Here is a 24,461-nt window from a genome sequence, read left to right as displayed (position 1 = left end):
CTGAGCCATCACTGCATTGGTGAACAAGGGGACGGCGAGGGCAAGTGAGAAAAGGCAACGAGAACGCGTACTCATGACAACGACTCCACGAAGAGAGAGGAGATGCAAACGCAGCATCGTCGGCCCTCATCCCAGCCCGCATGGACCAAGGGCGCAAGATGCTTCAAGCCCCGTGCGGTGGGGCGCAGACGTAGTGAGGCTACGAGCGGCTAGAGAGCCAGCCGCTGGAGCGCAATGCGCAGCGGAGGTCCTCGGTGCTGGTAAAACACACCGCCCGATCGCGCGAACGTGCGGGCGGGCCAGTCGATCAGGTCAGGCGATGCACTCGAAGAATGAGCCATCGCCGAAGCCTCCGCACTCGGGTCCAGCCTGAACTTCAGCGGCTGCGCACTCAACGAGGCCTTTTCGCAGAAATCAAGGCAGTTCGCTTTCCCGGCTGTATCTTCGCCGGGGAGCACGGCGTGGCCGTGCGAATGCGACGAGTGATCGGCAACCATCGCTCCGTGATGGCGATGGGCTGATCCGCGATGGTCATCGGCTATTCGGACCGCGCATGCATGCGCTATTCCCGTCACGATGCCGAAGAGCCACACCAGGAGCACCTGGATGGCCCAGCGGCGAAGTCGGCGACGGTTGCGGAGCATGGTTGACGTGAGTCAGGCGTAGTTTGGTTGGTTCAGAATAAAACTGAACTAAGCACAGTCCTTTGATGTTAATCAAATAAGCACTCCGTACTCGGCTACGGGGTACGGAATAATTTGCACGGAGGTAAGGAAATGTAATATGCGTGAAAGGTCGCTGTTAACTTCGCACCGTTTTCTTTGGCCTTTGACCCAGCGGAGGAAGTCGCAGCGCACAACTAGGGGCGGCAGCCGGCGACCACCAGCCATTGCGAATACGGAGCGGAATCCTGTGCCACGTTGCGCAATATCGAGGTCGATGCCGCGGACGATCACTGGCTGCATCTGGTGGGCAAAGGCGGCAAGCCAGCCAGGGTCATCCTGACACCGCTGGCGCGCGTGGCAATGGATCGCTACCTGCAGGAGCGCGGCTTTCCGGTCAGCCGTGCCCGCTGGGAACCGACCGCCACCGCCCGATATCTGTTCGACACCATGCGCGCCACCATCGAGGCGGCCATCGCCGAGGAAGATCCCGGCGCGGCCGTGCTCGCCGGCGATCGATTCATGACACCCAGCGCGCCGATTATCGCGCCATACCACCGGCACTTTGGCTACAGCCACCAGGATGGCGCCAGCACCGTGACGTTCACCTACAGCATGCGCAATCGCAGCACGCCGCTGCGCGAGGAGGAAGACGAACATAGCTTTCTGCTGCAGCTCAAGGTCGCCAGCGTCGAACATGACAAACACCACCGACTATTTCGCCGGGCGGCATGACCATGGACGACACCGTTGAAGGTACAGCTGCAGCTGGCCGACCGCCAGGCCGCTGGCGCTGGCCCAGTTCGCCAAGCGGTTCATCTGGTCGGACATGCGCGCCTGCGCGGTGGACGGTGACGAGGCGTATGTGATTCGAGGTGCGATCGAGGTTATTTTCTAGGAGATCTGCATGAAGCGGGATATGGACCTGGTACGCGAGCTGGTGCTGCGGCTTGAAAGCCTGCCGATGAAGCGCGGTGACATCTTCATCATTGGGCCGGACGACGACGAGTTGAAGTTCGACAACTACACTGTCGACGAGGTCGACTACCACATGCGCCTGATCTATGAGGCCGGCCTGGTCGAAGACGCGGGCGCTGGCTCCATGGATGGCTACGGATTCGAACGCCTCAGCTGGGCCGGCCACGATTTCGCCGACTCGGTACGGGACAATGCCGTTTGGACAAAGACGAAATCGGGCGCGATGGCCGCTGGTGGCTTTACGGTCCAGCTTCTGGTCGATCTGGCCAAGGGCTACATGAAAAAGCAGATCGAAGAGAAAACCGGCATCACGCTGTAGCGCGGCGTCGCTTGCAAATCCCGCCAGCGTGCGGGCTTCCTTTTGGTCCGGGGAATTACCCACACGTAGTGCGTATTGAGAGTGTCACCGCCATTGCCCCTTGGTGACGCGGGGAATAGCGCCAGCGTACTTTTGAGCTCGGTACAAGGCGCCCGACATCACAACCATGTGCGAGGGATAGACGATGTCGCAACACCAAAAAAATAATCAGGAACTGCGCGTCTTCTCTTGGGCCCAACAGATTCGTCCGGATCTGTGGCCGGAGGGCGAGGTCGATCATGAAGGGGAAAATCCGGATATCGTTGTTACCACCGACACACTCTGCTACGGCGTGGAACTGACTGTGCAGATGCATCAGCGAAGCGCGCATAGTGATGCTGCGGAAGCACAGATCTGCAAACTGGCGAAGGGAATGGCATCGCTAATCGGCATCAAGCCGGGCCTCCGGGTCACTGCGGCCTTTGCCGGGGCATTTGCCGAACCGATTCCAAAGCGAAGGTGGCCGGCTGTGGCGGACGAATTGCTTCGGATTGTGTCGATGCTGGATACGGGGACGCGAGGGGTTGATGTCTCCTGGTCCCATGGCGCGTCGATCGCCGCCGGCTTGGAGTCCACTGAGTTTGAGGCGGTCTGGGTCTATCACACACCCGGCGGCATCGATGACATATGACAACCGTCGCGCGCGGGCTTTGTTCCATCCTTAGGGCCTGAAGACCTGCAGCGCGTGATAGATCGAAAAAATGCGCGAGTGATCGACTATCGTATCCGTGCCTCGCGTATAGACCTACTCATTGCGGCAAATGGTGGAGCCATCGCAAGTGACTGCGTGCCTTAGCGACGAGGCACTTGCGGCCACTTACGTGACAACGTTCGACCGTGTCTTCGTCATGGACATGCTAATGCGCAGGATTCATGAACTGCGTAGTTATGCGTTTCGGCAACTTGAAGTTTGGATTGAGTTCTCGGAAGTTCTCAGTCCTCGCGTCCTTCTCGATATCGCGCTCGTGAATTCTCCGCGCATCGCGGACTTAACGGGTACCGGCCCTGGGTCGCAAACCAGGCACAACCAAGGATATGGCACCTTGGTAGTAAATGTTGCTATCCAAGCCTTACGGAGGATGCCAGCGTCGAGCGGCGAGACACGCGTTACCGGTTTGATTTCGGACAGACGGAGCGAAGTGACGGATTTTTGGCGGAGATTCGGCTTTTCGGTAGCACCACCGATCGCAGGGAAGGATGGCGACCTCCTCGGAAAACTTGAAGACCTGAGAGTACTGGAGCGATCGTACAAGGCTGGAGGCATATTCGACGTGGCGATGGATCTCTCGCGGTTCCACGTACGTGAGAACATCTAGCGTACAAAGATTTGTCGCGGGGATAGTGCCACCGGAGCTGGCATGAAGGGAAAGAGCGTTTTTTCGCCTGCCGAAGCAGAGCTCGTGCGCGAGCTACTGCATAAGGTTCGCAGGGCAGATCGTGATGAACAGAAGAAGCTCCGCAACCGCCTGCGCAAAGATGTCGGCTTCTATATCTCCGACTTCACGAGATCAAACGCTGGCTTCACGGAGGCTTATTTCAACAGCCTGGTGGAGCGAGGGACGATCAAGATCGTTTGACAGGGAAGGGCGAGCGGGCTGACGGCAACGACCCTGCCTGCGCCTGCCGCTGACTACCGATCTCCGGCGGGCTGGCCAGTGAAGTACCCGCATGCCGATTGCCCCCACAGTGACAACTAGGCGCACCACGCGCCCCGCACCGGCCGGCACCGTAGGAGCATAGTTAGAGATGGCCTATCACACCTTGCTTGGTCGCGAGCCCCAAGCGACGCGCCCCGGCTTTTCGATTCCGTGGTTTGCGACGGTCGAAGTGTCAATGAACGGCACGACTTGGCAATGGAGTCTGGTCGACAAGGGCGTTCCTGTTGGTGCATTGAAGCAGGGGTTCGCTACAGAAGACGAGGCTAAGGACGACGCACTCACCACCTTGGACGGCGACGAGTGGGAAAGTGGGAAAGCTGATCTTCAGCGCTTCCACCGGTAAAAGCCGCCTCCGTGGGCGGCTTTTTTGTCACAACAACCTGCCGAGTCGTCATGTGCGATTTAACATAATTTATATTATAGCTATCTGGTAGCTACCAGCTACCATTCGGTGAGTCTGTAGGCTACCGATCCTGATATAGGTGCTTGGTGAAATCCCACTCTTCACCGGCGAGGTCGGAGGCCGGCAAGCTGCATTCAGCACGGATCTGTTTGGCCAACTCCCAAGCTCTGGCGCCGCGTCGGCGCGCGTGGTCTTCAATCGTCGCTACGGTGTCAAAGGCCGTCGTATCGAAATCAGCCTGGGCGCGAATATAGGCGCGGCTGTACCGCACCTTTAGTTGGAGGGTGGGGTTACCCCGTTTCATTGGACAGATCTGCATTTGAATTTATGTCGATGGGTTTTCTCCTTGTGATGGGGCGGTGTAGGCCGGGTGTAGCGACGGATTCGTGACACTGACAGGCAGCTTTTCAAATTCCTCGGGTGAGCGATAGCCCAGGGCGCTGTGCAAGCGGTGCGGGTTGTACCAACCCTCGATCCAGGTAAACAATGCCCGCCGTGCATCGTCGTGCGTGGCGAAGCGCGAACTCATCAGCAACTCACATTCGAGCGTGGCGAAGAAGGACTCACACATGGCGTTGTCGTAGGCATCGCCCACCGAGCCCATCGAAGGTTGAACACCGGCGTCGCGGCAACGTCGCCCGAAGTCAACAGACGTGTATTGGCAGCCCTGGTCAGAGTGGTGAATCACTGCGCTGGGATGTCGCTGCACCAGCGCCATATCCAGCGCTTGCAGCATCAGTGCGGTGCGCAGATGACTACCCATGGCCCAGCCTACGATGCGCCGGCTGTAGACGTCGAGCACAACAGCCAGATAGTAAAAGCCGGCAGCGGTCGGGATGTACGTCGCATCGGCGACCCACAGCTGATTGGGCGCATCGGCACAGAAGTGCCGCTGCACCAGATCAGGCGCGGGTCTGCCCGCCGGCGCGCGGTGGGTGGTGCAAATGAAGCGCGGCCGGCAAGCCCCGCGCAGGCCCGCCTCACGCATCAGACGCGCCACGCGCTTGCGCCCGACGTGGATGCCCCGGCGCAGCAGCGTGGCATGCACGCGCGGCATCCCATAGGTACCGCGCGAGCGGGCGTGAATCTCACGGATTTGCGCGAGCAAGAGCTTGTCACACACGGCATGAGCACTCGGACGCCGTTCCATCCACGCATGGAAGCCACTGCGCGAGACCTTGAGCAGCCGCGCCATGGTGGATAGCGGATAGCGGGCCTGATTCGCCTTCATGAATTCGTACCCTTGTCGGGCAGCGTGTCGGTCTCCCGGGCGAACCAGGCCGCGGCTTTTGCAAGTATCTCCCTCTCCATTTTGAGCTGCCGGTTCTCACGGCGTAGCCGCGTGAGTTCCTGTCGCTCTGCCGTGGTCAGACCATCCTGACGAAGCCCGGCATCGCGATCGGCCTGGGCGACCCAGTTGTAGATCGTCTGGGCCGTCGGTTCGAACTCCTTGGCCAGATCCTCCGGGCGGCGACCCGCATGGACCAGGTCAACCATTTGCTGGCGGAAGACGGCACTGTACGGTGGGCGCGTTTTCGGCATGGTGCACCTCCTGTTCTCAAGATAGGCACTGTCCGAAAAAACGGGTCACCTCCAGACCGAGAATGCCGTCGGCAAGAGGAGGCGCAATCCACCGCCAGTCAGGCTCGTCGGGCATGACAAATTCAGGAAGCTTGATGCCTCGCAAGGGGTCTTCCGAACCCTGCGCTGATGCTTCCGATTCGGCCATGCCTATGTCTTGGATGCACTTTGAGCATTCCAAGGCGAACGATTCCAGCGCGACGGCTACGGTGAGTGCCGTGCGTGTGCGCTCGCGTTGGTGCTCGTCCGTTCGATGGCGCTGTTCCTTCCAATAGGTCATTGCCTGGTTGAAAACCGCTACAACTAGCGCACCGCCTGCAGCCCACAATGCGGCCGTGACCGTTGTTTCGCTCGGCATGGCTATTGGACCGTGAGGCGGAAAATCAGTAGGCCGCGTCGGCAGGTACGGCTTTCCGTACTCGATGAAGCAGAAGGCATAGCAAATCCCGTTGGCTACCAGAGATTAGCCACAAGGCGAAGGCCACCACGAGAAGGCAAAGTGTGGCTACCCACCGAGCAACTGAAAGAACCGATGTTTTGTGGCTGCGCCCAGAGTGGTTCTCGGCCGAGGACGTTTCGTTGGACCGCCTTCCCTTGAATGATAAAGAGCCGCCCTAGGGCGGCTCTTTATACCAAAGTTGAAGTCGTTTAGGGCAGAGCTACAGCCACAAGTGCACTCATACTTAGCCCGTGAACAGTTACCAACAATGCGGCTACCAAAAGCTTCACAAATCCAAGAGAGTTTTTACCCATACCATCACCTTTACCCTTTCCAACGTCCGAAGACGTCGAGTTGATTTTGCTCATACAAACCAGCATGGCCATACCAATGCCAAGGACAATCAAGAAGGAAAAGGCTAAGTACGAGGCACCCAGTAGGGTCGAACTACTCACAGCCGCCCCTGGCCTAAACAACCTCGGAATTTATTATGCCAGAAGGCGCCTAGTTGGGTGACGCACCTGCGGATCGCGGCAAAAAGCCTAGCTCCGGGCAAGTCTTACGCGTCGGGCTTCCGCCGTAACATTGACAGTATCATCCCACTGCCAAAAAAGCAGGCCTCCGAACAACATGGAATCCAGCTACCGTTGCCGTCTTGATCGCCCGTGGCAACAAATTTTCCGCAACCATTTGCACACCAGCGGGCGCGCTCTCGATAGGCGGCCAAAGCTGCCTGCTCAGCCTTGAGCCGCTTGGACCTGGCCCGCATTCGGGCCCCCATATGTGAGGCGCGTGCCTTGGGATCGGCGATGGTTCGTTCGAGGATGTAGTTGCGGCCCATATTTCGCTGAACCAGCGGGGGAAATTTTCGTCTGCCGTCGCACCTATCGCTTGCGGCGGGCAGCTGGTTGGCGGGACCCTGTTAGGTCCGTCCCTAGCTCAGTCGCGCTCTCCTGCGAGGGGGCGCCAGGGATTGCCTCGAGCTGGGCCCGCAACTCTCTCACTTCGGCAACCGCGCCGGCGGCCTGGCCCACCGCTTCGGTCAGTTGGCGGCGAGTCGCCTCGTGGGTCGTGTGAGCGGTGGCCAGTTCCTTTCGCGTCTCAGCTTCGCGGATCTCCGCACTTTCCAATCGCGACTCTGCTCGGTCGCGGGCCGTTTCCGCTCCAGCTCGCGTCGCGTCTGCAACCGCTGCCGCCATTTCTGCTGCTGTGCGACGGGCTTGCTCGTCGACTATCTGGGCTCGCAGATCCCCCAGTTCACGCTCAAGCCGCGGCACCGCTTCGAGTCGAAGCTCGGCCTGAGCAAGCTCACGGCGTGCTCGCGCAAGCTCTGCGCTCTGTCGATCGGCCTGTTCCTTCAGACGTTCAATTTCGGCTGCTTGCTCGTTCGCCTTGCCCGCAAGAGTATCGCGCTCGGTGGCGGTATCCGCGAGCTGCTTACTCAATTCATCGCGCTCGGCTTCCAGTGCCTCCCCATTTGCTGCGAGCGCGGCGAGTTCACTCAGAGCGCTTTGAAGCTCCGCGTGCGCATCGGCCGAGGCTTCTTCGGCAACCTTGGACAGTTCGGCACCCAGGGCAGAAAGTAACCTTGGGTTCGGTTCGCTCAACTTGCGGGGAGACGGCTTTTGTTTGCCCTGCCAGGCGGTGAAATGCCGGTGGATGGTATTCATGCTGCCACTGCCAAGGCGTTCGCGCAGGGCAGACAGCGTAGGCTTGACCTGCTCGGCCACCAGGATATCCGCGACTGCGGCCACCTGCTCGTACGTGAGTCCTTGACGCGCCATACGTATTGCTCCCCGTAAAAATAATGATATCGTACTAAAAATAGTACGATACGATACACTGCGCAAGGAGTTTGTGCCGCATTGAGGCCCGGTGGTTGCAATACGGGTGAGGCAACGCGCCCGATTGGCCCAAGTAGGGCGCCACGGGAGGTTCGGCGCCGGCGACCTTCGGCCCTAACTTGACATCGGTTGGCCTAGTGCATGATGAAAAGCACTGCCATCTCGGACTTGCCGCATGACCGCCCTGCCCGCCGTGCCCTATTCCCCCGACGCCACACTCCTACTGATCCTCGCCTGTTCGGGGCGAAAGACCGCAACGAGAGCGAGGGCCATTGATCTGTACCACGGCGTGATGTACTCCACGCTGCGCGCGCACCGAAAAGCCGAAGCAATGCCCGCGATCGTGATCCTCTCCGCAGAGCACGGATTCATTTCGCCGGAACAGATGCTCGACCCCTACGACAGACGCATGACGCCCCAGAGAGCCGACGAAATGCTTGCTGGGCTGGCCGGCTTTGCCGCGCCGGGGATCTGGCCAGACTCCATCGGATCGGCGTTTTTTGCCGGTGGACACGAGTATCGACGCGTCATGCGGGCGATCCTTGCCCTACTCTGCCCAGAGGCTGCTGCCATGGCGCGCGAGACGTTTGGAGCGATCGGCCAGCAGCGCGCCCAACTGGGGGCATATCTCAGGGGCCTCGGAAATTGATCCCCGCTGCGGCGGGGACTTGCAATCTTCGCAGGCGATCGGCCTCATCCCGTAGGGTTTCCTGCGAGAGTGCCGGGTGCCGCCTCCGGTTCTGTAAGCAGATGGCCCGCCGCAACGCGGCGGATATGCTGGTGGGGTAAGCAACTTTCAGTATATAAATACCGGATGGACACTCTCTGGCTCACCGATCCCGCTACGGCATATGCCGACTGGCAACGCCATGAAGCCGCCGGCGCCGATCGACGACGATTCGCAGAGCGCTCGATCGTGCAGCACCAAGCGATGTTCGAGCACTTCTACCACCATCTGCTGACCGTCGGCTCAACGCTGGCCAGCTTCGGCCCCGACCATATCGACGCGTTCTGGCAGACCGCTGACGCAGGCAGCTATGCCGAAACAACGCGTATGCGGTACCTCAAGCTGCTCGATCGACTTTGCAGGCACCTGGTTGCCGTAGCCGTCCGCGACAGCAATCCCGCGGCTGACATGGCCCGCGCTGGCCGGTGGCCACAGGATGAGCCTGAACCCCTCTACCTGCCCGAAGAAGATGACCTACGCCTGCAGGCGTACGTTCAGCCCAGCAACGAGGATGCTCTGCCGACTCTACGCTCGCGGGCCATCGTCGCCCTCTTCCTAGGCACTGGAATATCGGCGTCGGAGGGCCGTGCCGCGACCATCGAATCGCTTCAGGCAAGTGGGCGTCGACCATATCTGCACGTCGACGCGCATGGCCCGCGACCTGCTCGAACGGTCCATCTCCCGGAGTTTGCAGTGCCAATCCTCACCCTCTGGAAAAAGCGCCGGATCACACTGCCGATCGACGGGGATCTTCTGTTCGCACTGCGTGCCACTGGCAAGCCGATCACGGATATGAGCCTCGGAATCGTCGTACGCCGAGCTCTAGAGAGCATCGACTTTGAAGCGGACGACATGAGCCCCCGCATTCTGCGGAATACGTTCGGCCGCCGGCAGCTCCTCGCCGGTGTCGCACGCGACGAGGTTTCGCAGCGTTTGGGGCTGGCCAGCAACAGGACGGTCGATCGCATCGCGGCCACAATCGGTACGCCACCGCACCAATAGCCCCCTACTTCCCTTCACGCGGCCATACTGTGCGCCGGAACTCCGGATTCAACATTGAATAAAAAGCCGGGAGGGGACTATGGACGAAGTTGCGCTTGCCTGGGCAGGCTATGCCTTTGGCCTCTTGGCCACGCTTCTTGTCGCACTGCGCTGGATCGTAAAGAACGATCCATGCCTTACCTACCTTTGTCGAGACACCGACGCATGATCCCGCTGCTTGTACTTGCAGCGGGCATCGCGGGTTTTGCCCCCGCGTCGCAGGCCTTTACGAAGTGTCAGCGCGGCGGCAAAACGCTCTATACGCAGGACGCGCACTGCCCTGCCGGCCACACTCCGGTCTCTCCAGCGGCAGTTGGCACGGTGTCGACGATAGGCAAGAGCGAGACCATCCGTCTGCAGGAGCGGGATTTCCTCGCGGCGCGCGCAGGGGGCGCAACGCCAAACTCAGGCGCCGTCACAACTGACTCGGTACAGGCTTCTCCGCCCGCCGCTGCCGCGTGCCAGGCCCTTGCCGATCAGGCCCGCGAGATCGAGGCCTCGATGCGCCGGCCCAACGGTACGCAGTGGCAGGACGGCCGGCGCCAGCAGCATCGCAGCGTCCGCGATCAGCAGTATCGAATGGGATGCTAGGCCCTGGGTGCGTCTTTTTGCAGTGATCAGGCCGCATACTTGCATCATCCCCATTGCACACAGGCACTGATCTTCGCTATGCTGCGCCGATTCCGGCAATGGTGCCGGTATCCTGCAACAGGAGCCACATGGCAACGAAGAAGACGGCCGCCACGAAAACCGCGGCAAAAAAAGCAGCAGCGCCTGCAAAGAAGGCTGCCCCTGCGGCCAAGAAGGTTGCTGCGACGCCCGTAGCGAAGCCGCTGAAGGACACGTTCAACAAGTCGAGCCTGCTGGCCCACCTGATCGCCCAGACCGAGCTGGACAAGAAGACCGTGCAAACGGTGCTCGCCCACCTCGAAAACACGATCGTGAGCGCCATCCACAAGAAGGGCGCCGGCGAGTTCACGCTGCCTGGCCTGTTCAAGGTGCAGGCTATTCAAGTCGCCGCCACGAAGAAGCGTTTTGGGAAGAACCCGTTCACCGGCCAGGACCAATGGTTCGCCGCCAAGCCGGCTTCGGTCAAGGTGAAGGTTCGTCCGCTGAAGAAGCTGAAGGACGCCGCGCTGTAATTGAGGGCGAAGCCTATCAAGCAGAAAGGCCTGGCAATTGCCAGGCCTTTCTGCTTCATGCGGCAGATCCGCTGGCGTGTATTCGTGCCTATCGGACAGGGACTACCGTGAACGGCTTGCCCGCAGCCAGTGCCTGTTTGATCAGCATGACGATTAGAGAATCCGGCGCGGCCTCACACAGCGTCAACACGCCTTCGCCGGTCGCGAAACGCGCGTCGACAAATGATTTCAAGTCGATCTCCTGATAGACCGTCGTGCCAGCGTTTGCAATGTCTCTCCCCGCCGGCTGTGTTTGCCGTGCTGATTCTACGGCTTGCTGGGCCCGATCGTTGCTCATGCGTCCTCTCTCTCCCTTTCCTATACGGAAAACATCCGGCTCCTATTATCACCACGTTCTGTGGGTAGGTTTCCCCAGAAACAGGCAAAGTTTTCCCGAGCTTTCAGGACTTTTTTTGGATCTCGATCGATCGCCCAAAGAAAAAGCCCCGAACGTCTCGCGACGTCGGGGCTGTTAGAAAGGATGATTCACCGGCGCAAGTGGCGCATGTTAATGAAGATTGGTGGCTCAATCTGACATGGTGGTCGTCTCAGACCACCATGTGCATGGTATTCCTTACTGCCATGTGTCTCATCCAGTCATTGCTGCTGGCGCAGGTAGCGGGCGATGGCAAGATTCAGGACATCGCAAGCGATGCGCCGCGGTAACAGGGCTGGTGTGTTCGGCGCATCGATCGAGTAATAGGTCCTGACCGTGACTTCACGATAGGCAGGAGCGGTATTCCCGGACTGGATGTCCGATGAAAATTCACTGACGGCCCGGTTGAACTCCTCTTTGGAGGCCCAGACCCAGCCGGTCTCACGGCACAGCGGTTGGATCACCTTCAGAACATTGGCCTCTTCGACCATGGGAATCTGGGGATTTTTCTCGAAATAATTCGCCATCTCGTCCCAAAAATCGACGTCCGGCTTGTCCTTCCAGGCGTTCGCCAATCGTCTGATTTCCGGGTCGCTGAGATCGTTGCGGCCGTTGGCATTGTCCTTGACCGCCAAATAGACAAAAGACCCGGCACTGAACAAGAGTGTCACGACACCCGTGATCCCCATCACGTATTGAACGTGCAGGTTGCGAGCTTCCTTGCTCGGCTTCTTTTTATGCTCCGATTCATTGAGATCGGTGAGTTTTTTCTGATCCGCATCGAGGTCGAGAGCGACTTTGTCGCTGCCGCCACCAGGCTCCGGACCGACAAAGCTGCTGAGCGACGACGAGGGCGTGGCAATTTCTTGGTGGACATCGACCGTCAAAATTTCCTGCATTTCGACGGCGCGGTTCGCGTCGACAGAATTTTCGATGCTGCGGGTCAGGGATTCGGCGTGGCGTTGGCTTTTCTCGCGAGCAGCCAGTTTCTCGGGTTCGAGATCGTGCTTCGCATTTGTGCCAGTGAGTTCGAGTTCCTTCCTCACCTCTTCAGCAGTTTTGTGATTGGACGATTCGGCGCGATGGGCGGGGCCGTGACGGGACATGAAAACTCCTGGTTGGCGCTGTCTTGATCGACAGCAGATGGGTTCGCAATTACCAGCGTTTGGTTAAAAATCGAATAGATTCAACTGGTTCCCGCCATGTCGGCTGGGCAAAGGCCATCACTCGAAGTAGGTCTGCGCAGCCCAGCGTACGCACGCCCGCATCGCCGCGATATCGATTGACGATGCGCGCAAACGGATGCCGATGAAGAGATCGAGGCCGGAGACGAGCGCAGCTACTGAACAGTATCCTTGAATGTCTTTTGGGACGCGGGGATTTGAGCGATCTGGACCCAGTGCGACTCATCGCTTTTGAAGCTTCTGTAGATCATGAGGGTGGTGGCCATCTCAAGAGGATCGACCGGGAAGCCACTCAGCACTGGAAAAGCCTTGTCGTCGATCTCGATCCAATCGGTGGCTGGCCCCAGGGCTGACGGTCCCCGGTTGTTCTTGAATCGAACGGCATATCGAACTGAATTGCCTTTGATCCAGCGAGGACCTTGGGGTGTGGTGGCGGTCCACTCATTGGCGATTTTGATGACGTTCTGCGGCGGCAGTGGCGGCTGGTGTTCGTACCAGTCATTGCCGGCAAGATTCCATTGCTCAATCGTCTTTGATGCTTTCGATAACTCGTCTCGATTGATGTTCTGAAGGTAGGCGGCACGCCGGGCCTCGGCCACTTCTCTGTGTTCAATCGTCTTACTGCAGCAACCGGTCCGACCCTCGTCCTCGCCAGCTCTTTGCGAGACACCTGTGACCTTGTCGACAAAGCCCCCAACCGGCGGGGGTCTCTCTGATCCAGGAGACCGAGCCATCATGGGTTCCGGGGTTGACCTTGTAGTACCCTTCTTCGGGCATCCGTTCCAGGGTCACAAAATCATCTCGCATACGGCGCAAAGCCGGCAGATGAGCGGCGACACGTTCGGGCCAGCCCTTCAAGGTGCCTTGATCGCCATGAATGACGGCAATGAACTCGGCATAGTCGCCAAGCCAGAGCGCCGTGTAGCGGCTCTCCTTCTCTTCATTACGCATTTCTGAATAATGGTCGGCAATCTTGAGGCCGTAAACAAAGCGCATTCTCAAGGCCATCAAATACAAACTCACCGCTGCCATCCACAAATGGTAGAGAGATATTTTGTATTTGTAGTCTTCAACGGTTTTGACCTCGAATTTGCAAAACATCGAGTCGAAGGTATTGATTGCCTTCGGTAGAGTTCCGCCAACAAGACCCAGCATGCTGTTCAGGGTGGGGAGTATTCTGTCTTCGATGTAGGGAGCAGAGTTTTCCTGTATGGAATTCAGTATGAAGGCTTGCCTTGAAATCCATTCCTGAAAAACGATCAAGTCGCCTTGTTTGTCTTCGATGATTTTTTGGTCAATGAAGTTCTGGAGCGTTTCGACAGCGTTTTTGATCGCATCGATGACGGGAGAGCCGTTGTCATGGCCAAAAGCGCCGAAGAGTATTTGAGCCAAGGTGGCAACGCCGGCGCCGATGGGGCCATAAGGCATCGGGAGCGCCCACACCAGAACAGAGGCTATCGTCAGTCCATCATCGATCAACTCGACCGCCAAGGGAGGGAGTTTCGGCGCCACGCTGACAGCAATCTCGGCCGCCACTTCTGCCGCCACCTGAGGAGCAGCGCCAGATACGACAGTTGCCGTACTGTTTGATGCGGCAAACGCCAACAACCACGTATAGTGTTCCATCTGCTGAGACTCATGAGCTGGTCGCAGGGATAGCGCATGAGAGAAGCGTCCTGTTTTGATGTCGAGGATGCTGTAGGGGAGCGCGCACAGCATGACCGCATGGGACGTCTCGCGTCGGTACACTACGGTTCCAGCCGCCAAAGCCCCGCCATCCTGAACCAGGACGGACACTTCGTCGCGAATTATGCGTTCGGTAGGTGGCAAGAAAAAGCGATGCCGCATCTGCTTCCGCAATTCGCTTTGATGCAAGCGCAGTTCGGCCAGTTTCTCATGAGGGAGTACCGCCTTCAGGTCATTGTCGGTGCTCAGAAGAAAGGGGGTGGCGGCGAGCGCTCGGTACGTATCGAGCGCATCCGCGGTAATTTGCTGCCGCTCTTCGCGCGACAAGTCTGGATAACGGGCTTGGACAAAGCCCTCAATGTACTCATTTGCAGGTACACCGGAAACTATCTTCTCGAAGATATAGACGCGTTCAGAGAACATTGTTTAATCCCTAGGTTCAGATAGTGAAACACCAGAGGCGCTGGAGTCACGCCCATTCTGTTGCGCACACGACTCCGAACGTGCGCTCCGACGCGGTATCGAATCCGAATAGTATCCGAAGTAGGCTATTTTTTCCCATCGCCGTGATTTTCATTTTTCGGGCGATGGGCGGGAATAGCCTTCATGGCCCGAAGACGGAAGTTCAGTTCCGACAACGCGAAGTGACACTTTCACTGTCGAAAACGATGACACATTTAATGCGGTCTACGTCGTCCGACAGCCCTTCCTCGCGAACCAGCGTGAAATACGCACCTGCCGACCAGGCAAAAGAGAAGTCGTAAACCACACCGTTGGAGGTCACCATACCGACACGCCTGTAGCGATCTACGTCCGCCTTGGAGTACACCGTGTCACATGCACACGTGAGAGTCTTGGTCATGGTCACACCCCTCCGCGCTGCTGGATCGGACGATTTCGATCGTTGCCCTCGCTGGACAACCACTCGTCAAGCGCGGCTTGCACGTTGTTCGCAGCGTGCAGATGGATTTCGCGCTCGTCTGGCGTCGTCGTCGGAAATGCCGCATCAAACTGACCACCTTCCTCGCACAGGCCGCCGGCCGTGTTTGCATCCTGGAAGTCCTGTAGCTCGGAGAAGCTGGTGACCGTGGGCGGAACCCAGCCCTGGGCGATCCAGAGTCTGATGTCACTCTTCCCGCGCTGGATTGCTGCGGCAATGCAGCGCTCCTGTTCGGGAGTGAACTGCGTCGATTCATTGCTCACGATGGCTTCCGGAAAAAGAAATGCCCGCCGCCCCAAAGGGGCGAGCGGGCATGGTTAAGGGATATCGGCGCCTTACTGCTGCGCCAGCTCAACAACGTTGATCACGGCATCGGCTTCGTCGACGAGATCCGGTGTTTGCGAGATGAAGAACTCGCGCTCATAGCCGCCGAGGCGCAATACCTCTCGCTTCATCTGCATGAAGGCTCGTTTGCGATCGGGGTCCAGCGGGCCATCGGCCTCGTCGGTGAACAGGGTCTGGAACGGCTGCTGCACGTCCTGCGCCCTGTAGAGAGCAATACCGCGCGTGAGACACTCGTTGATCCATACCTTCTGTCCGCCTGACAAGACAGCGAAATCCTTCGTGCTGTCGTTGTCGGCATCGAGCACAGAGATCGCGAAGCCCTCCCGAGCTTCACCACTGGCCAGCCTGGTCTGCGTCTGGATGGCAACCGTGAAGCGCCGTCCATAGCAGGCCAGAAGCAGATCATTGACCATGCCGGTGATGGCGGGCCCCGCATCGTCGATCGACAGTGCGATCACACCATCGTTGCCCAGCCCCTTTGCAAGCAGCTTCCATTGCGCGATCTCGTCCGACAGGCGTTTTGCCTGCCCTTCGAGCGCACCGATGCCACCAAGCTCCCTTTCGAGGAGACTGTGCTCAGTGGACAGGCCACTCTGGCGGCGAATTAGCGCCTCGATCCTGCCGTCAGCAGCACTCACAGCTTCGCGGCCGCCGGCGATCTGGCGGTCCAGATCAGCAATGAGCCCGGTGACGTCAGTCACGGCCAGCGTGTCCCGCTCTCGCTGTACGCTGGCCAGCTGCGATTCCGCGTCCTGGACGTCGCGGGCAAGCCGCTCTTTCCGTTCCGCTTCCTCGTTGGCGAGGCCATCCAGATCGCGGCGGACCACTTCCAGACCGGCGCCGGCCGCTTCGAGCATTGGCTTTTTGGCTGCAAGGCTCGTCAGGCGTTGAATCTCCTGATGGTCACGCGCAATCTCCCGCTGTCCAGCCTCGACGGCTTGCTGGACGGCAGGAAGACGCTCCAACGTGGCAGTCAACTGCCTGGCCACCTCCTGCTTCTGGGCGTACCCGGTCCGCAGGTTCTTGACTTCGATAACCTGCTCGCCAAGCTTGCCCTTCGCCTCGCGGGCTTGGGCAAGCAACGGGCACTGAGCATGGATGTCGTGGTCTTTGCAGGGCACTTCCTCCATGACGGCAGTCTGCGCCTCCAGGGTCTTGGCCAACTGCGCCGCAACCGATCCGCGATCCGCCATGCCGCGAAGCTCTGCAGTCAACGCCGCATACTGCGTCGCCAACGGCTGCAACTCGGCATGCTCTTTCTGCCGGGCTTCCAGTTCCGCCTGACGGCGGCCTAGTGCCATCTGCAGTTCGTCTCGCCGTGCCGCGGCACCCACGATCGCCTCGGATTGCGCCAGCGTGGCCTGGTGGCCGGCCGCGGCCCGCTCCAGATCCTGCCTGCGTGATGTGGCCCTTGCGGATGCCGCACGATCATCAGAAGCAAGTTCCTGTTGGCGCGCCGTCAATTCACGCTGGCGCTGATTCAGCTCGCGCAACCGTGCTTCGGTACCGGCGGATGCCGCCTGCTTTGCAGCCAGCGTCGCCCGTTCCTGTTCGAGCTTGCTACCGCTGGCCAGGCCAGCCTCCCGTTGACGTCGCTCAGCAACCAAGGCTTCGTCGATCTGACCGATCTCCCTGGCCATGGCCGCCGCGGTGTCCCGCTTGCCAGACAGCACAAGCACGTCCCGCTGCAGGTTCTCGAGCGCCCGCCCGAGTGCCTTGGCGACATCGCCCGCTTTCGCGGACTTCTCGCGCAGGTAATCGATCCCGAGCAACTCGGCGAGCAGCTTCTTGATCTCGGCAGGCTGGTAGCTGGCCAGCGGTCGGCGATTCTGCGCGGAAAACACGCTCGTGAAGAACGCCTCCGCCGACCCGAGCACCGATTCGAGGCAGCGACCGTAGGTCTCCGCCTTGCCATCGGACACAGTACCGTCAGCCAATTGCACCGGCTTCCAGTCACCGTCAGAAGCCTTTTCGAACAGGTAGTACTCGGCCTTGCGGCTCTTTCCAGGATTGCGAAAGGCAAAGGCAGATCGATAGACCTTACCGCCGTGCTCCCATTCCAGATCCTTCTCGGCGCGCGGAGCGCACAGATGGTCCCAGTACGAGAACGCGTCGGCGGACATCTTCGCCGCATGGCTGGGCATGATCGGATACGGATGCAGGTTGTCCATGATCGTCGTCTTGCCGGCACCGTTAGGGCCGACAATCGCAATCAGGCCAGTGGGCAGCGTCGTCAGGTCCACCGTGACGCTATCCCGTTGCATGCCATCCCGGATGCCGTAAAACCCCGACAGGGTGAGTTTCAGTGGGCGCATTCGGCTTCCTCCGTACCGTTGAAGGAATGGAGATAGTCCGAGGGCACTTCCATGGCATCGTCTTCGAACACAGGGATCTCGGCGATCGCCGGGGCGTCCCGCTCGGGCTTGCCCGAAATTGCTCGCTCGACGGAGCGGCGGGCGTCCGCAAACTGTGCGGTTGCCATCGTCATCACGGCCTTCCAGTCATCCTGGCCCGTAAGTGCCCGAAGTTCCAGTTGGCTCCACTGAGAAGCCAGGCCGTTCGAGAAGGACCAGATCAAGTCCTGCAGCTCTTTGGCCGGGGCCACGGCAAAGAAGGTGTTGCCACCTGCCTCGCCAAGCGCCATGACCAGCATGTGATCGCGCTTGGCGATCACCGAACCGCGGCCAGGGCCAAACGGCTCGTACAGCATGCACTGCGTAAAGCCGTGTTGTTCAGAGAGGCGCTTGGCCATCTCCAAACGATTGATAAACGTCTCTTCGACGAAGAGCCATTCCGGGCCCGCGTGATAGAGGATCATGTTGCACTCCTGTTGAAGACGGAGTGCACCCCTGACGGGAGCACCCGTCAGGGTAGATTAAAAGAGGATGGATACTGCGGGGTCGATGCGTCAGAAGACGCGGGTAAAACCGGGTTTCGACAGCCTCAATGGGCTGTCGGAACATGGCTCACATGTTCAAAGGGTTGGCGTATCGCTACGCAAAAAGGTCGTCGGTCAGCCAGTCCATCGGAAGCTTGTCGGCTGCAGCTGGCGTGGGCGAGTCCGGACGCGCATCCGCGACGTCATGCGCCACGGTGACAACAGCGTCATCCTCCAACAGCGTAAATGGCGACTGCGTCGTCGCTGGCTCCAGCTGCACCGGCACATGGACTGGAGAAAGCGACATCTCCGACGGTGCCGCGCGCAGTTGCTCGAGGACACCATCGGCAATTGACTGAGCGTCAAGTGCATCCAGCATTGCCAGCCGGTCGACCAGCGGACGGGCATCTACACCTGTCAACTCACCCCAGCGCGACAGCTTGTCCGGCAGCGTGGCAGCGCGACTGATGCCTTCCGCACGACTGCGCACGGCCGGTACGACTCGCGCCTCCAGCTTCAAGTCCGCACTCGTTCCGAATAGCGCAACGATGGCATCACGATCGACAAGCTGGCGGTGCTCCTCATTGACCGTCCAGCGGACGCGCACGAACTTGTCGGAGGCCTGCGCAGCAATCTCCGCAAGCCTGTTCATGTCCGGCGGGCCGTCAAAGTCTACGCACACCGTTTCACGCGCCGGCGTCTCCACCAGCGATGCGCTGGCATGGCCAGGCGTGATCTCCCATTGCAAGTACCCCTTTGCGCCGATCTCACCGTAGTGAAACCGACCGATCGACCCAGGGTATGCCACCACCCTGCCCTCTCGTGCCCATTGCTGGGCGCGGTGGATGTGTCCAAGCAAGAAGGCGTCACACTCTGCGTCAAACAGCGCCCCGATCGAAAACTCGTGATCGAAGCCCGCCATCGGCACACCGTGCTCGGTTTCACAACCGTTCACGGTACCGTGGGAGACGCCAACAGTGCGCACGCCCCTGTTGCGGAGCCTGCGATTCATGTTCCCCGCCGCCGTGAGATATGCGGCGAGATGGTCGCCGATCGCCGTTGCTGCCTTGGCGACGCCAACGGCTGATGCCAGCACCGCTTTGTTGACGGTAGGCACGCAGGTGAAGACGACTGTGGGCATGCCATGCTGCGCAAGCAACACATCAAACTCGGCTTCCGAGAAGATCGGTCCCTCCGATGGGTGGAACTCACCGTCGCAAAGCGCAACCTGCTGGATGCGGTCGGCGACGTACACCGGATGCCGCGCGCCAATGAGCCGGAACACGTCCAGCGTGCCGGGTGGTTCATGACTGTATGTTCCCTGAAGCATGAGGATTGGACAATGCGCGGAGAGCCTGTGGATGCGTCTGGCGAGCGCGCCAAAAGCCGGCGTGTGAGCATCGAGGCCATAGTCAGTGGAGTCTCCCGACACCACCGCGAGATGACAGCCAGCTTCGATCGCGTGCTCCACGGCAAAGCCGAAGCAGCGGTCTGCCTCGGCAAGATTGCCCGGCGAGTAATGCAAGTCTGAGCAATGCGCAAGGCGCAAGCCCTCGCTTTGGTTCAGCATGGTGATACCTCCAAGGGATGTGCCGGCGATTTCGCGGCGAGAAAGAAAAAGAGGGAAGCCCATAGGCTTCCCTGCAACGCCGGCACGTGGATGGCGGTTTATGAAGCGACGTCTGCAGCGATGGCCGCCACCTGTTCGCGGAAAGCCATGGGGTTACCAAGTGCAGTACGCATTTCTGACAAGAACCGGCGGACATCCTGGTCGCGCTTAGACCATCCGCGCCCGAAGGTTGCGGTTGCAAAGGCCTTGAGCTGGCGGGTGCCATCCTCACTGTTGAGGCCAAGGCGCTGCACGAGATCGCGGTACTCGCGCTCGAGGTCTTCAATCCCGGACTCAGCACTGGAACAAGCAGGCGCCGCCGCATTGGCCTGAACTGCGCTCCCGTCAGTTGCTCCTACCTGCGTGGGAGCGTCACAGACATGGCCCTGTCCTGGCGCCAGAGCCTCGCCGTCACCCTCGAGCACCGAGACGGCCTGAGTTGCCATCTCCAATGCCGGTGGGGGGCGGTCCGAGCCGTCAAGCAATGCCGCAATATCGACTTCCGCGTCCAGGGTGATGAGCCATTGCATCTGACGCACTGCCTGGCCACTGTCATCGATGCGGCTGATCTCGATCTCCTGCTTCGACATCCAGAACTTGACGCCGACGAGCCTGCCGCGCGCCAGCGCCACGGTCTGCATTGCCGCGTGGGCTTTCTGCAGAACGTAGATCGAGGTCGTTGGCATTTCGATGAGACCGAGTCCGATAGCGGACGGCACGGCGAAGAAGAAACTGGCCGAGAGGTTGCAATGTCCGCCCTGGTACTGGGGACATTCCTGCGGATCGCAGATGCCGTCTTGGATGTTCTCGTCCTGTCGCAGGATGATGGTGCGGCCGCCCCACATGCGCTTTGCACGGTTGGCCCGCTCATTACGAACAGGCGCCGCGTACATCTTGCAGTAGCGCCTGCCGTCATGGCCATACTCCGAGAAGTACTGCCTGCCGCTTTTCGTCCATGCAACTAGCTGGTTGGGCATGTTGCTCAGCCAGTCGTCGAACGCAAAGACCACGGGAAAGCGCCAGAGACGATATCCATTGCCGTCGTTTCGGTCCTCACCGTAGCGCTGCAGGATGTCTTCTGCCAGCGCGGGGTTGGCGAAGTCAGAGCCGCGGCAGGTGAACCAGGGCACGTTCTTGGGAACCATCGGCGTCTTGATGCCCGTGGCCCTTGTAATGTCCGCTGCGATCCGTTCGAAGCTCTCGCCTCGCGCGAGGCCTGCATCGTGAATCCTCACGGCTTCGGGCTTGTCGCGCGCCGCCTTGGTCAAGACCTTGATGCCCGGCCGAATCTTGCCGATGATCGGCGGCCGCATGGGCCGCTCTTCTAGCAGGCTTCGGCGCCCGCCTGGCTCGCTGTAGGTGATGGGTGCGTGCATGCGTTCTTTCTCCTATCAAGGAAACGAACGACGTTTGCCCGGATGGACGCAGCATGCTCCCGAAGGCGCAGGGCTGTGTCGGCCCCGCGCTGGGTCGTTACGGAATTGAGGAAGTTCGCTCTCGCGGCTTCCGGAAGACTGGCGACATGAGCCGCCTCACAAAGGTTGCGCCATGCTTCCGGCATGCCCACGTATTCTGGGCGCCGGAGATCAAGCGTTGCCGCGATCGCGGCGGAAATCTCGGCGTTCCGGTGCATGAGCTTCTCCTGAAGATCGAGGTCTCTCACCAGAAACAAAAAAAGCTCGCTCCGGATTGCGCCGGCAGCGAGCTTTTGTGTCAGGACCTGCAATGCCACGCCCCTTCCGGGGGCGTGGCACTCAGGGAGCGGCGCACTTTTGCGCGCTGCTCTTATGTTGAGGACGTAATGTCGTCCTCGTGCAGCATGGTCACGCTGCACAACAACCCTTTTCGCGAACCCACAGGTTCGGCCGCAGGTTCACGGATCGGCTCGACGTCTGCCGTTCTACCTAGGAGGGGGCCTTTGAGAGAGCTCCACATGGTCCCAGGCTCGAACGGTGTCCAGCGTGCACTCATAGAGGCACAGCGAGGACGCGTATTACGAGCAGAAGAGGGAAGTGTTCGGCGAAAACACTTAGCACAAGAAATTTCCACACTGGTAGCCAACCAGTCGGCGCGTGCGCAGTTGCACGACTTTGAAAAAGAGATGGACTCGCTAGGGAGTCAGGTTCGATGCGTCGATGACGCGAGGTGTGAAAGGATTGTGGCACAGCCAAAGTGCCAAGAAAGTCGGAAAGCTCGCGAATTTGGCACCTCTTTCTCCGGCTGTCTCCATGATTTTGTCGCTCACAATTCGTTACTGAGAGAGATCCTATTACACATGGAACATGGCCGAACCTTCCCTCCATCTGGCTGATGGTGAGTCGCGTCTCATCTCGCCGATACCATCGAGCGAAACGCCCTCACCCGTCAGCACCGTCGCCGGACCGAAGCCGATTCGGCGCATGCTCAGCGAGACACGAGTCTCCAAGATCGTTCCGCAAACCGATAGCGGTGCGGAAATCTCCTACTGCACTGACTTCGTCAGAAACTTCCTGCGTAGCGACTATAACTTCGCCACATCGAAGTTCTCCGTTGCAGGCAAAGCCAAGACGCTCGCTCTTGACGAAGCATTCAGGGACGCCCAGCAGTGGATGGACGCTGCGCTTGCGTGGATTGAAAAGAAGCCGCGGCGCCATATCAGCCTGAAGTTCGATCAGCGCCAGCTCGTCGTTACTCACCCGCTCGCAGGCCGACTGATTCGGCTACTCAACCAGCATGACCGGCTCGTCCACCGCGTGCTGGGTGCCTACGTGGCACAAGCCATCAATGACGGCGAAAAGGACAACGCCATCAACGGCGCCGCCAGACATATCCGCGCCATTCATCGCCTTTGCATTCCCGACAACGACCGATTCGCCCCGAACGGCAAGTTGCTCGAGGGCGCGTAACGCCACCTATCAGGACCAGTGCATGGATATCAAAGAAATCGAAAGGCTCCACGCGCAGTACAGCGAGCCGCCGCTTACCATCGATATGGACGCCACGCCGGCGATCGCTGGCATACCCTCTCAAGCGCTCCCTGGGCCGATGTCGTCTCCGGACGCGGCACCGGCTGGCGAGAAGCCGGCTGGCATCAGCTCGACGTGGAAGCTGGGTGTGCTCTTTATCGTGCTCGCCGTGGTCATGTATTGCTTGGGCAGCCTCATGGGCTCGGCAGGCAAGCGCAAGGCGGCTGAGGAAAGCTCAACGGCCACTGAGAAAGCAATGCCAACGCAAGCATCTGGCCACGAGTGGCCAGCTTCCACCGCAGTCGCGACGGCTCCTGCCACGAGCCATGAAGGTGCTTCCGCTCCCGTAGCCGTTGAGCCTCCGACACCGGTCGCATCACCAAAGCCCACCGCGGCCCAAGCGGAACAGCGCGAGCCTCGTCTCGACACTCGCCCTCTAGCAACAAAGCCCATCAGCCCTCCGGCGCAGCAGTCTCGCGCCCCGACACCCGTCCAGACACAACCCTCCGCCGCGACCGCCGCGCCAGCCCGGAGCAACGAGATCAAACTCTTCTAAGCGTCGCGACCATGACACAGCCAACTACGTTCAGCCTCATCCAAGCCGGCCTCAGCATTCATGGGGACGTCGCCTCGGATCATGGCATCAGTTGCTTCGGCCTCGTCGACGGCGACCTGCGCGCTACGCATGGACTGGTTCATGTTGGACCCCAGGGGCTTGTCCGCGGTGCCGTGACGGGGGAGCATGTCCAGGTGGACGGCACGGTCGAAGGCGATGTTGCAGCGAGGAAATCGCTTCAGATCAACGGCCGCGTGAAAGGACGCATCATTTACGCCGGTACGATCAGACTGGGGACGAACGCGGCGCTCGAGGGAACGATCAACCGAGTGCCCAATATCACCTACGGGTCAGCGCAGGAAACCCAACCCGCTACGGTGGAGCAGCCCCCCGAACCCGAAAGCTTGGGAACCTGAGCACGCTCGACGAAAAATCCCGGAAAGCTCACAGAAAGCTATCGCTATTCTGGTACCCAAACAAAAAAGGCCCAACACACAAAATGTGTCGGGCCTTTTCTTTTACGCTTGTGGAACTTCTGCCATCGTCACGATCTCCTCGATCGTGAACAGATTTTTGACCGTTATCCAAGGCGCACGCTGCCCGTTCTCGTTGACGAACGCGACGAGCGGCACACGGCCATCAATAATGCAGTCGAACGTCCTTGCACCACGCACGGTATCGTCAATTGCATAACGCAAGCCATGGCGCAGCTCGAACTCATGTACTCCCTGGCGCAGGCGCATGCCGTCTGTTGCGGCCCGGACAGGGTACGCAACACCTGCAAGCCAGTCGTCAAACGTGAGGGCAAGTTCTCCATTGTAGACTCCGGAGAACCATTCTTCGACGCGCCCCGCCAGCCGGTGCCGGGGGATCTGCTCCACATTCATCATTTGCTCCGAGAAACCTCGTCCTTCAGGGCGAGGAGGAAAGGAGCGCCGTTGTTTGACAACGGCATTCCGTCTGTAAAATCGACTGCATGATCGTCGTCTACCGCTACCGGGTGAAATCGCTTAACGGTTTGCTGAACAAGCAAAGCCGAGCGGTGAACTACGTCTGGAACTTCTGCAACG

Annotated in this window: 30 protein-coding genes and 1 pseudogene; 13 read left to right on the top strand and 18 right to left on the bottom strand. The window is 59.7% G+C overall.

Annotation, left to right across the window (positions count from 1 at the left end):
* The first annotated feature begins 920 nt into the window (after positions 1-920).
* From RN01_RS34995 to RN01_RS05240, 6 genes are all read left to right on the top strand, one after another.
* Entirely contained in the window at positions 921-1,397 is a 477-nt protein-coding gene (locus RN01_RS34995; RefSeq protein ID WP_008648219.1) for a hypothetical protein, read from the top strand.
* A 172-nt stretch (positions 1,398-1,569) separates the two neighbouring features.
* Positions 1,570-1,959 (top strand): DUF2513 domain-containing protein, encoded by a 390-nt coding sequence (locus RN01_RS05260; protein WP_008648220.1) that lies wholly within the window; start codon positions 1,570-1,572, stop codon positions 1,957-1,959.
* Between the two features lie 184 nt (positions 1,960-2,143).
* Positions 2,144-2,629, top strand: coding sequence for a hypothetical protein (locus RN01_RS05255; RefSeq protein ID WP_008648221.1), 486 nt, complete (start codon positions 2,144-2,146; stop codon positions 2,627-2,629).
* A gap of 190 nt (positions 2,630-2,819) precedes the next feature.
* Entirely contained in the window at positions 2,820-3,314 is a 495-nt protein-coding gene (locus RN01_RS05250) for a hypothetical protein (protein WP_152415025.1), read from the top strand.
* A gap of 42 nt (positions 3,315-3,356) precedes the next feature.
* On the top strand, positions 3,357-3,575 hold the full coding sequence (locus RN01_RS05245) for a hypothetical protein (protein ID WP_029309003.1): 219 nt from the start codon (positions 3,357-3,359) through the stop codon (positions 3,573-3,575).
* Between the two features lie 169 nt (positions 3,576-3,744).
* Positions 3,745-3,999 (top strand): hypothetical protein, encoded by a 255-nt coding sequence (locus RN01_RS05240; protein ID WP_008640683.1) that lies wholly within the window; start codon positions 3,745-3,747, stop codon positions 3,997-3,999.
* A 121-nt stretch (positions 4,000-4,120) separates the two neighbouring features.
* On the opposite strand, the gene RN01_RS32450 is transcribed toward RN01_RS05240, so the two are convergent.
* From RN01_RS32450 to RN01_RS05220, 4 genes are all read right to left on the bottom strand, one after another.
* Entirely contained in the window at positions 4,121-4,363 is a 243-nt protein-coding gene (locus RN01_RS32450; protein WP_152564940.1) for a hypothetical protein, read from the bottom strand.
* Positions 4,364-4,384: 21 nt separating this feature from the next.
* Positions 4,385-5,601, bottom strand: a protein-coding gene (locus RN01_RS05235) for an IS3 family transposase (RefSeq protein ID WP_231582256.1) whose coding sequence is annotated in 2 segments (ribosomal slippage) — positions 4,385-5,343 and positions 5,343-5,601 — 1,218 coding nt in all. Because the reading frame shifts where the segments join, the coding sequence is not laid out codon by codon here.
* 16 nt (positions 5,602-5,617) lie between these two features.
* On the bottom strand, positions 5,618-5,998 hold the full coding sequence (locus tag RN01_RS05225; protein WP_152564941.1) for a hypothetical protein: 381 nt from the start codon (positions 5,996-5,998) through the stop codon (positions 5,618-5,620).
* 965 nt (positions 5,999-6,963) lie between these two features.
* Positions 6,964-7,863 (bottom strand): DNA-binding protein, encoded by a 900-nt coding sequence (locus RN01_RS05220; protein WP_039016652.1) that lies wholly within the window; start codon positions 7,861-7,863, stop codon positions 6,964-6,966.
* Positions 7,864-8,098: 235 nt separating this feature from the next.
* Here RN01_RS05220 and RN01_RS05215 point away from each other — a divergent pair, with 235 nt between their 5' ends.
* The 4 genes from RN01_RS05215 to RN01_RS05200 all read left to right on the top strand — a co-directional run bounded on the left by RN01_RS05215 (position 8,099) and on the right by RN01_RS05200 (position 10,833).
* Positions 8,099-8,572 (top strand): DUF6884 domain-containing protein, encoded by a 474-nt coding sequence (locus RN01_RS05215; protein WP_051705544.1) that lies wholly within the window; start codon positions 8,099-8,101, stop codon positions 8,570-8,572.
* Between the two features lie 165 nt (positions 8,573-8,737).
* Entirely contained in the window at positions 8,738-9,652 is a 915-nt protein-coding gene (locus RN01_RS05210; RefSeq protein WP_039016651.1) for a site-specific integrase, read from the top strand.
* Positions 9,653-9,856: 204 nt separating this feature from the next.
* Positions 9,857-10,282, top strand: coding sequence for a hypothetical protein (locus RN01_RS05205; RefSeq protein WP_035884555.1), 426 nt, complete (start codon positions 9,857-9,859; stop codon positions 10,280-10,282).
* 128 nt (positions 10,283-10,410) lie between these two features.
* On the top strand, positions 10,411-10,833 hold the full coding sequence (locus RN01_RS05200; protein WP_035884556.1) for an HU family DNA-binding protein: 423 nt from the start codon (positions 10,411-10,413) through the stop codon (positions 10,831-10,833).
* A gap of 88 nt (positions 10,834-10,921) precedes the next feature.
* Here the strand turns inward: RN01_RS05200 and RN01_RS05195 are convergent, their stop codons facing one another.
* The 12 genes and pseudogenes from RN01_RS05195 to RN01_RS05145 all read right to left on the bottom strand — a co-directional run bounded on the left by RN01_RS05195 (position 10,922) and on the right by RN01_RS05145 (position 21,622).
* A complete protein-coding gene (locus tag RN01_RS05195) occupies positions 10,922-11,170 on the bottom strand; it encodes a hypothetical protein (protein WP_035884557.1) in 249 nt (82 codons plus the stop codon).
* Positions 11,171-11,469: 299 nt separating this feature from the next.
* The gene (locus RN01_RS05190) at positions 11,470-12,354 is read right to left on the bottom strand and encodes a hypothetical protein (protein WP_035884558.1); all 885 of its coding nucleotides are present in this window, start codon (positions 12,352-12,354) and stop codon (positions 11,470-11,472) included.
* Positions 12,355-12,427: 73 nt separating this feature from the next.
* A pseudogene (locus RN01_RS34875) lies at positions 12,428-12,658 on the bottom strand (DUF4372 domain-containing protein); the annotation flags it as partial.
* Entirely contained in the window at positions 12,588-13,031 is a 444-nt protein-coding gene (locus tag RN01_RS34245) for a hypothetical protein (protein ID WP_035884559.1), read from the bottom strand. The gene RN01_RS34245 and the pseudogene RN01_RS34875, both read right to left, overlap by 71 nt.
* A gap of 19 nt (positions 13,032-13,050) precedes the next feature.
* Complete coding sequence (locus RN01_RS05180) at positions 13,051-14,541, bottom strand: hypothetical protein (RefSeq protein WP_035884560.1); 1,491 nt, start codon at positions 14,539-14,541, stop codon at positions 13,051-13,053.
* 202 nt (positions 14,542-14,743) lie between these two features.
* Complete coding sequence (locus tag RN01_RS05175) at positions 14,744-14,980, bottom strand: hypothetical protein (RefSeq protein WP_035884561.1); 237 nt, start codon at positions 14,978-14,980, stop codon at positions 14,744-14,746.
* Positions 14,981-14,982: 2 nt separating this feature from the next.
* Positions 14,983-15,321, bottom strand: coding sequence for a hypothetical protein (locus RN01_RS05170; RefSeq protein WP_051705545.1), 339 nt, complete (start codon positions 15,319-15,321; stop codon positions 14,983-14,985).
* A 72-nt stretch (positions 15,322-15,393) separates the two neighbouring features.
* Positions 15,394-17,718: an AAA family ATPase gene (locus RN01_RS05165; RefSeq protein ID WP_035884562.1), complete on the bottom strand. Its 2,325-nt coding sequence runs from the start codon at positions 17,716-17,718 to the stop codon at positions 15,394-15,396.
* The gene (locus RN01_RS05160) at positions 17,706-18,221 is read right to left on the bottom strand and encodes a hypothetical protein (protein ID WP_035884563.1); all 516 of its coding nucleotides are present in this window, start codon (positions 18,219-18,221) and stop codon (positions 17,706-17,708) included. Before RN01_RS05160 ends, RN01_RS05165 begins: the two co-directional genes overlap by 13 nt.
* 175 nt (positions 18,222-18,396) lie before the next feature.
* The gene (locus RN01_RS05155; RefSeq protein ID WP_035884564.1) at positions 18,397-19,851 is read right to left on the bottom strand and encodes a DNA repair exonuclease; all 1,455 of its coding nucleotides are present in this window, start codon (positions 19,849-19,851) and stop codon (positions 18,397-18,399) included.
* Between the two features lie 98 nt (positions 19,852-19,949).
* Complete coding sequence (locus tag RN01_RS05150; protein ID WP_035884565.1) at positions 19,950-21,266, bottom strand: hypothetical protein; 1,317 nt, start codon at positions 21,264-21,266, stop codon at positions 19,950-19,952.
* Positions 21,215-21,622 (bottom strand): hypothetical protein, encoded by a 408-nt coding sequence (locus RN01_RS05145; RefSeq protein ID WP_231582255.1) that lies wholly within the window; start codon positions 21,620-21,622, stop codon positions 21,215-21,217. Before RN01_RS05145 ends, RN01_RS05150 begins: the two co-directional genes overlap by 52 nt.
* 550 nt (positions 21,623-22,172) lie before the next feature.
* On the opposite strand from RN01_RS05145, the gene RN01_RS05140 reads away from it, so the two are divergent.
* Genes RN01_RS05140 through RN01_RS05130 form a run of 3 tightly spaced genes read left to right on the top strand, consistent with a single transcriptional unit; the run spans position 22,173 to position 23,807 of the window.
* The gene (locus RN01_RS05140) at positions 22,173-22,775 is read left to right on the top strand and encodes a hypothetical protein (RefSeq protein ID WP_051705546.1); all 603 of its coding nucleotides are present in this window, start codon (positions 22,173-22,175) and stop codon (positions 22,773-22,775) included.
* Between the two features lie 22 nt (positions 22,776-22,797).
* Positions 22,798-23,391 (top strand): hypothetical protein, encoded by a 594-nt coding sequence (locus RN01_RS05135; RefSeq protein WP_035884566.1) that lies wholly within the window; start codon positions 22,798-22,800, stop codon positions 23,389-23,391.
* An 11-nt stretch (positions 23,392-23,402) separates the two neighbouring features.
* Complete coding sequence (locus RN01_RS05130) at positions 23,403-23,807, top strand: polymer-forming cytoskeletal protein (protein ID WP_035884567.1); 405 nt, start codon at positions 23,403-23,405, stop codon at positions 23,805-23,807.
* A gap of 102 nt (positions 23,808-23,909) precedes the next feature.
* Here the strand turns inward: RN01_RS05130 and RN01_RS32445 are convergent, their stop codons facing one another.
* Together RN01_RS32445 and RN01_RS34990 are read right to left on the bottom strand one after the other, a co-directional pair.
* Positions 23,910-24,278: a hypothetical protein gene (locus RN01_RS32445; RefSeq protein WP_051705547.1), complete on the bottom strand. Its 369-nt coding sequence runs from the start codon at positions 24,276-24,278 to the stop codon at positions 23,910-23,912.
* A partial coding sequence (locus RN01_RS34990; RefSeq protein ID WP_304413579.1) for a hypothetical protein occupies positions 24,278-24,461 on the bottom strand: 184 nt, incomplete at its 5' end. The genes RN01_RS32445 and RN01_RS34990, both read right to left, overlap by 1 nt.

This window comes from Cupriavidus sp. SHE (assembly GCF_000812445.1).
GTDB lineage: Bacteria > Pseudomonadota > Gammaproteobacteria > Burkholderiales > Burkholderiaceae > Cupriavidus > Cupriavidus metallidurans.
This window is presented reverse-complemented; position numbering and strand designations above follow the sequence as displayed.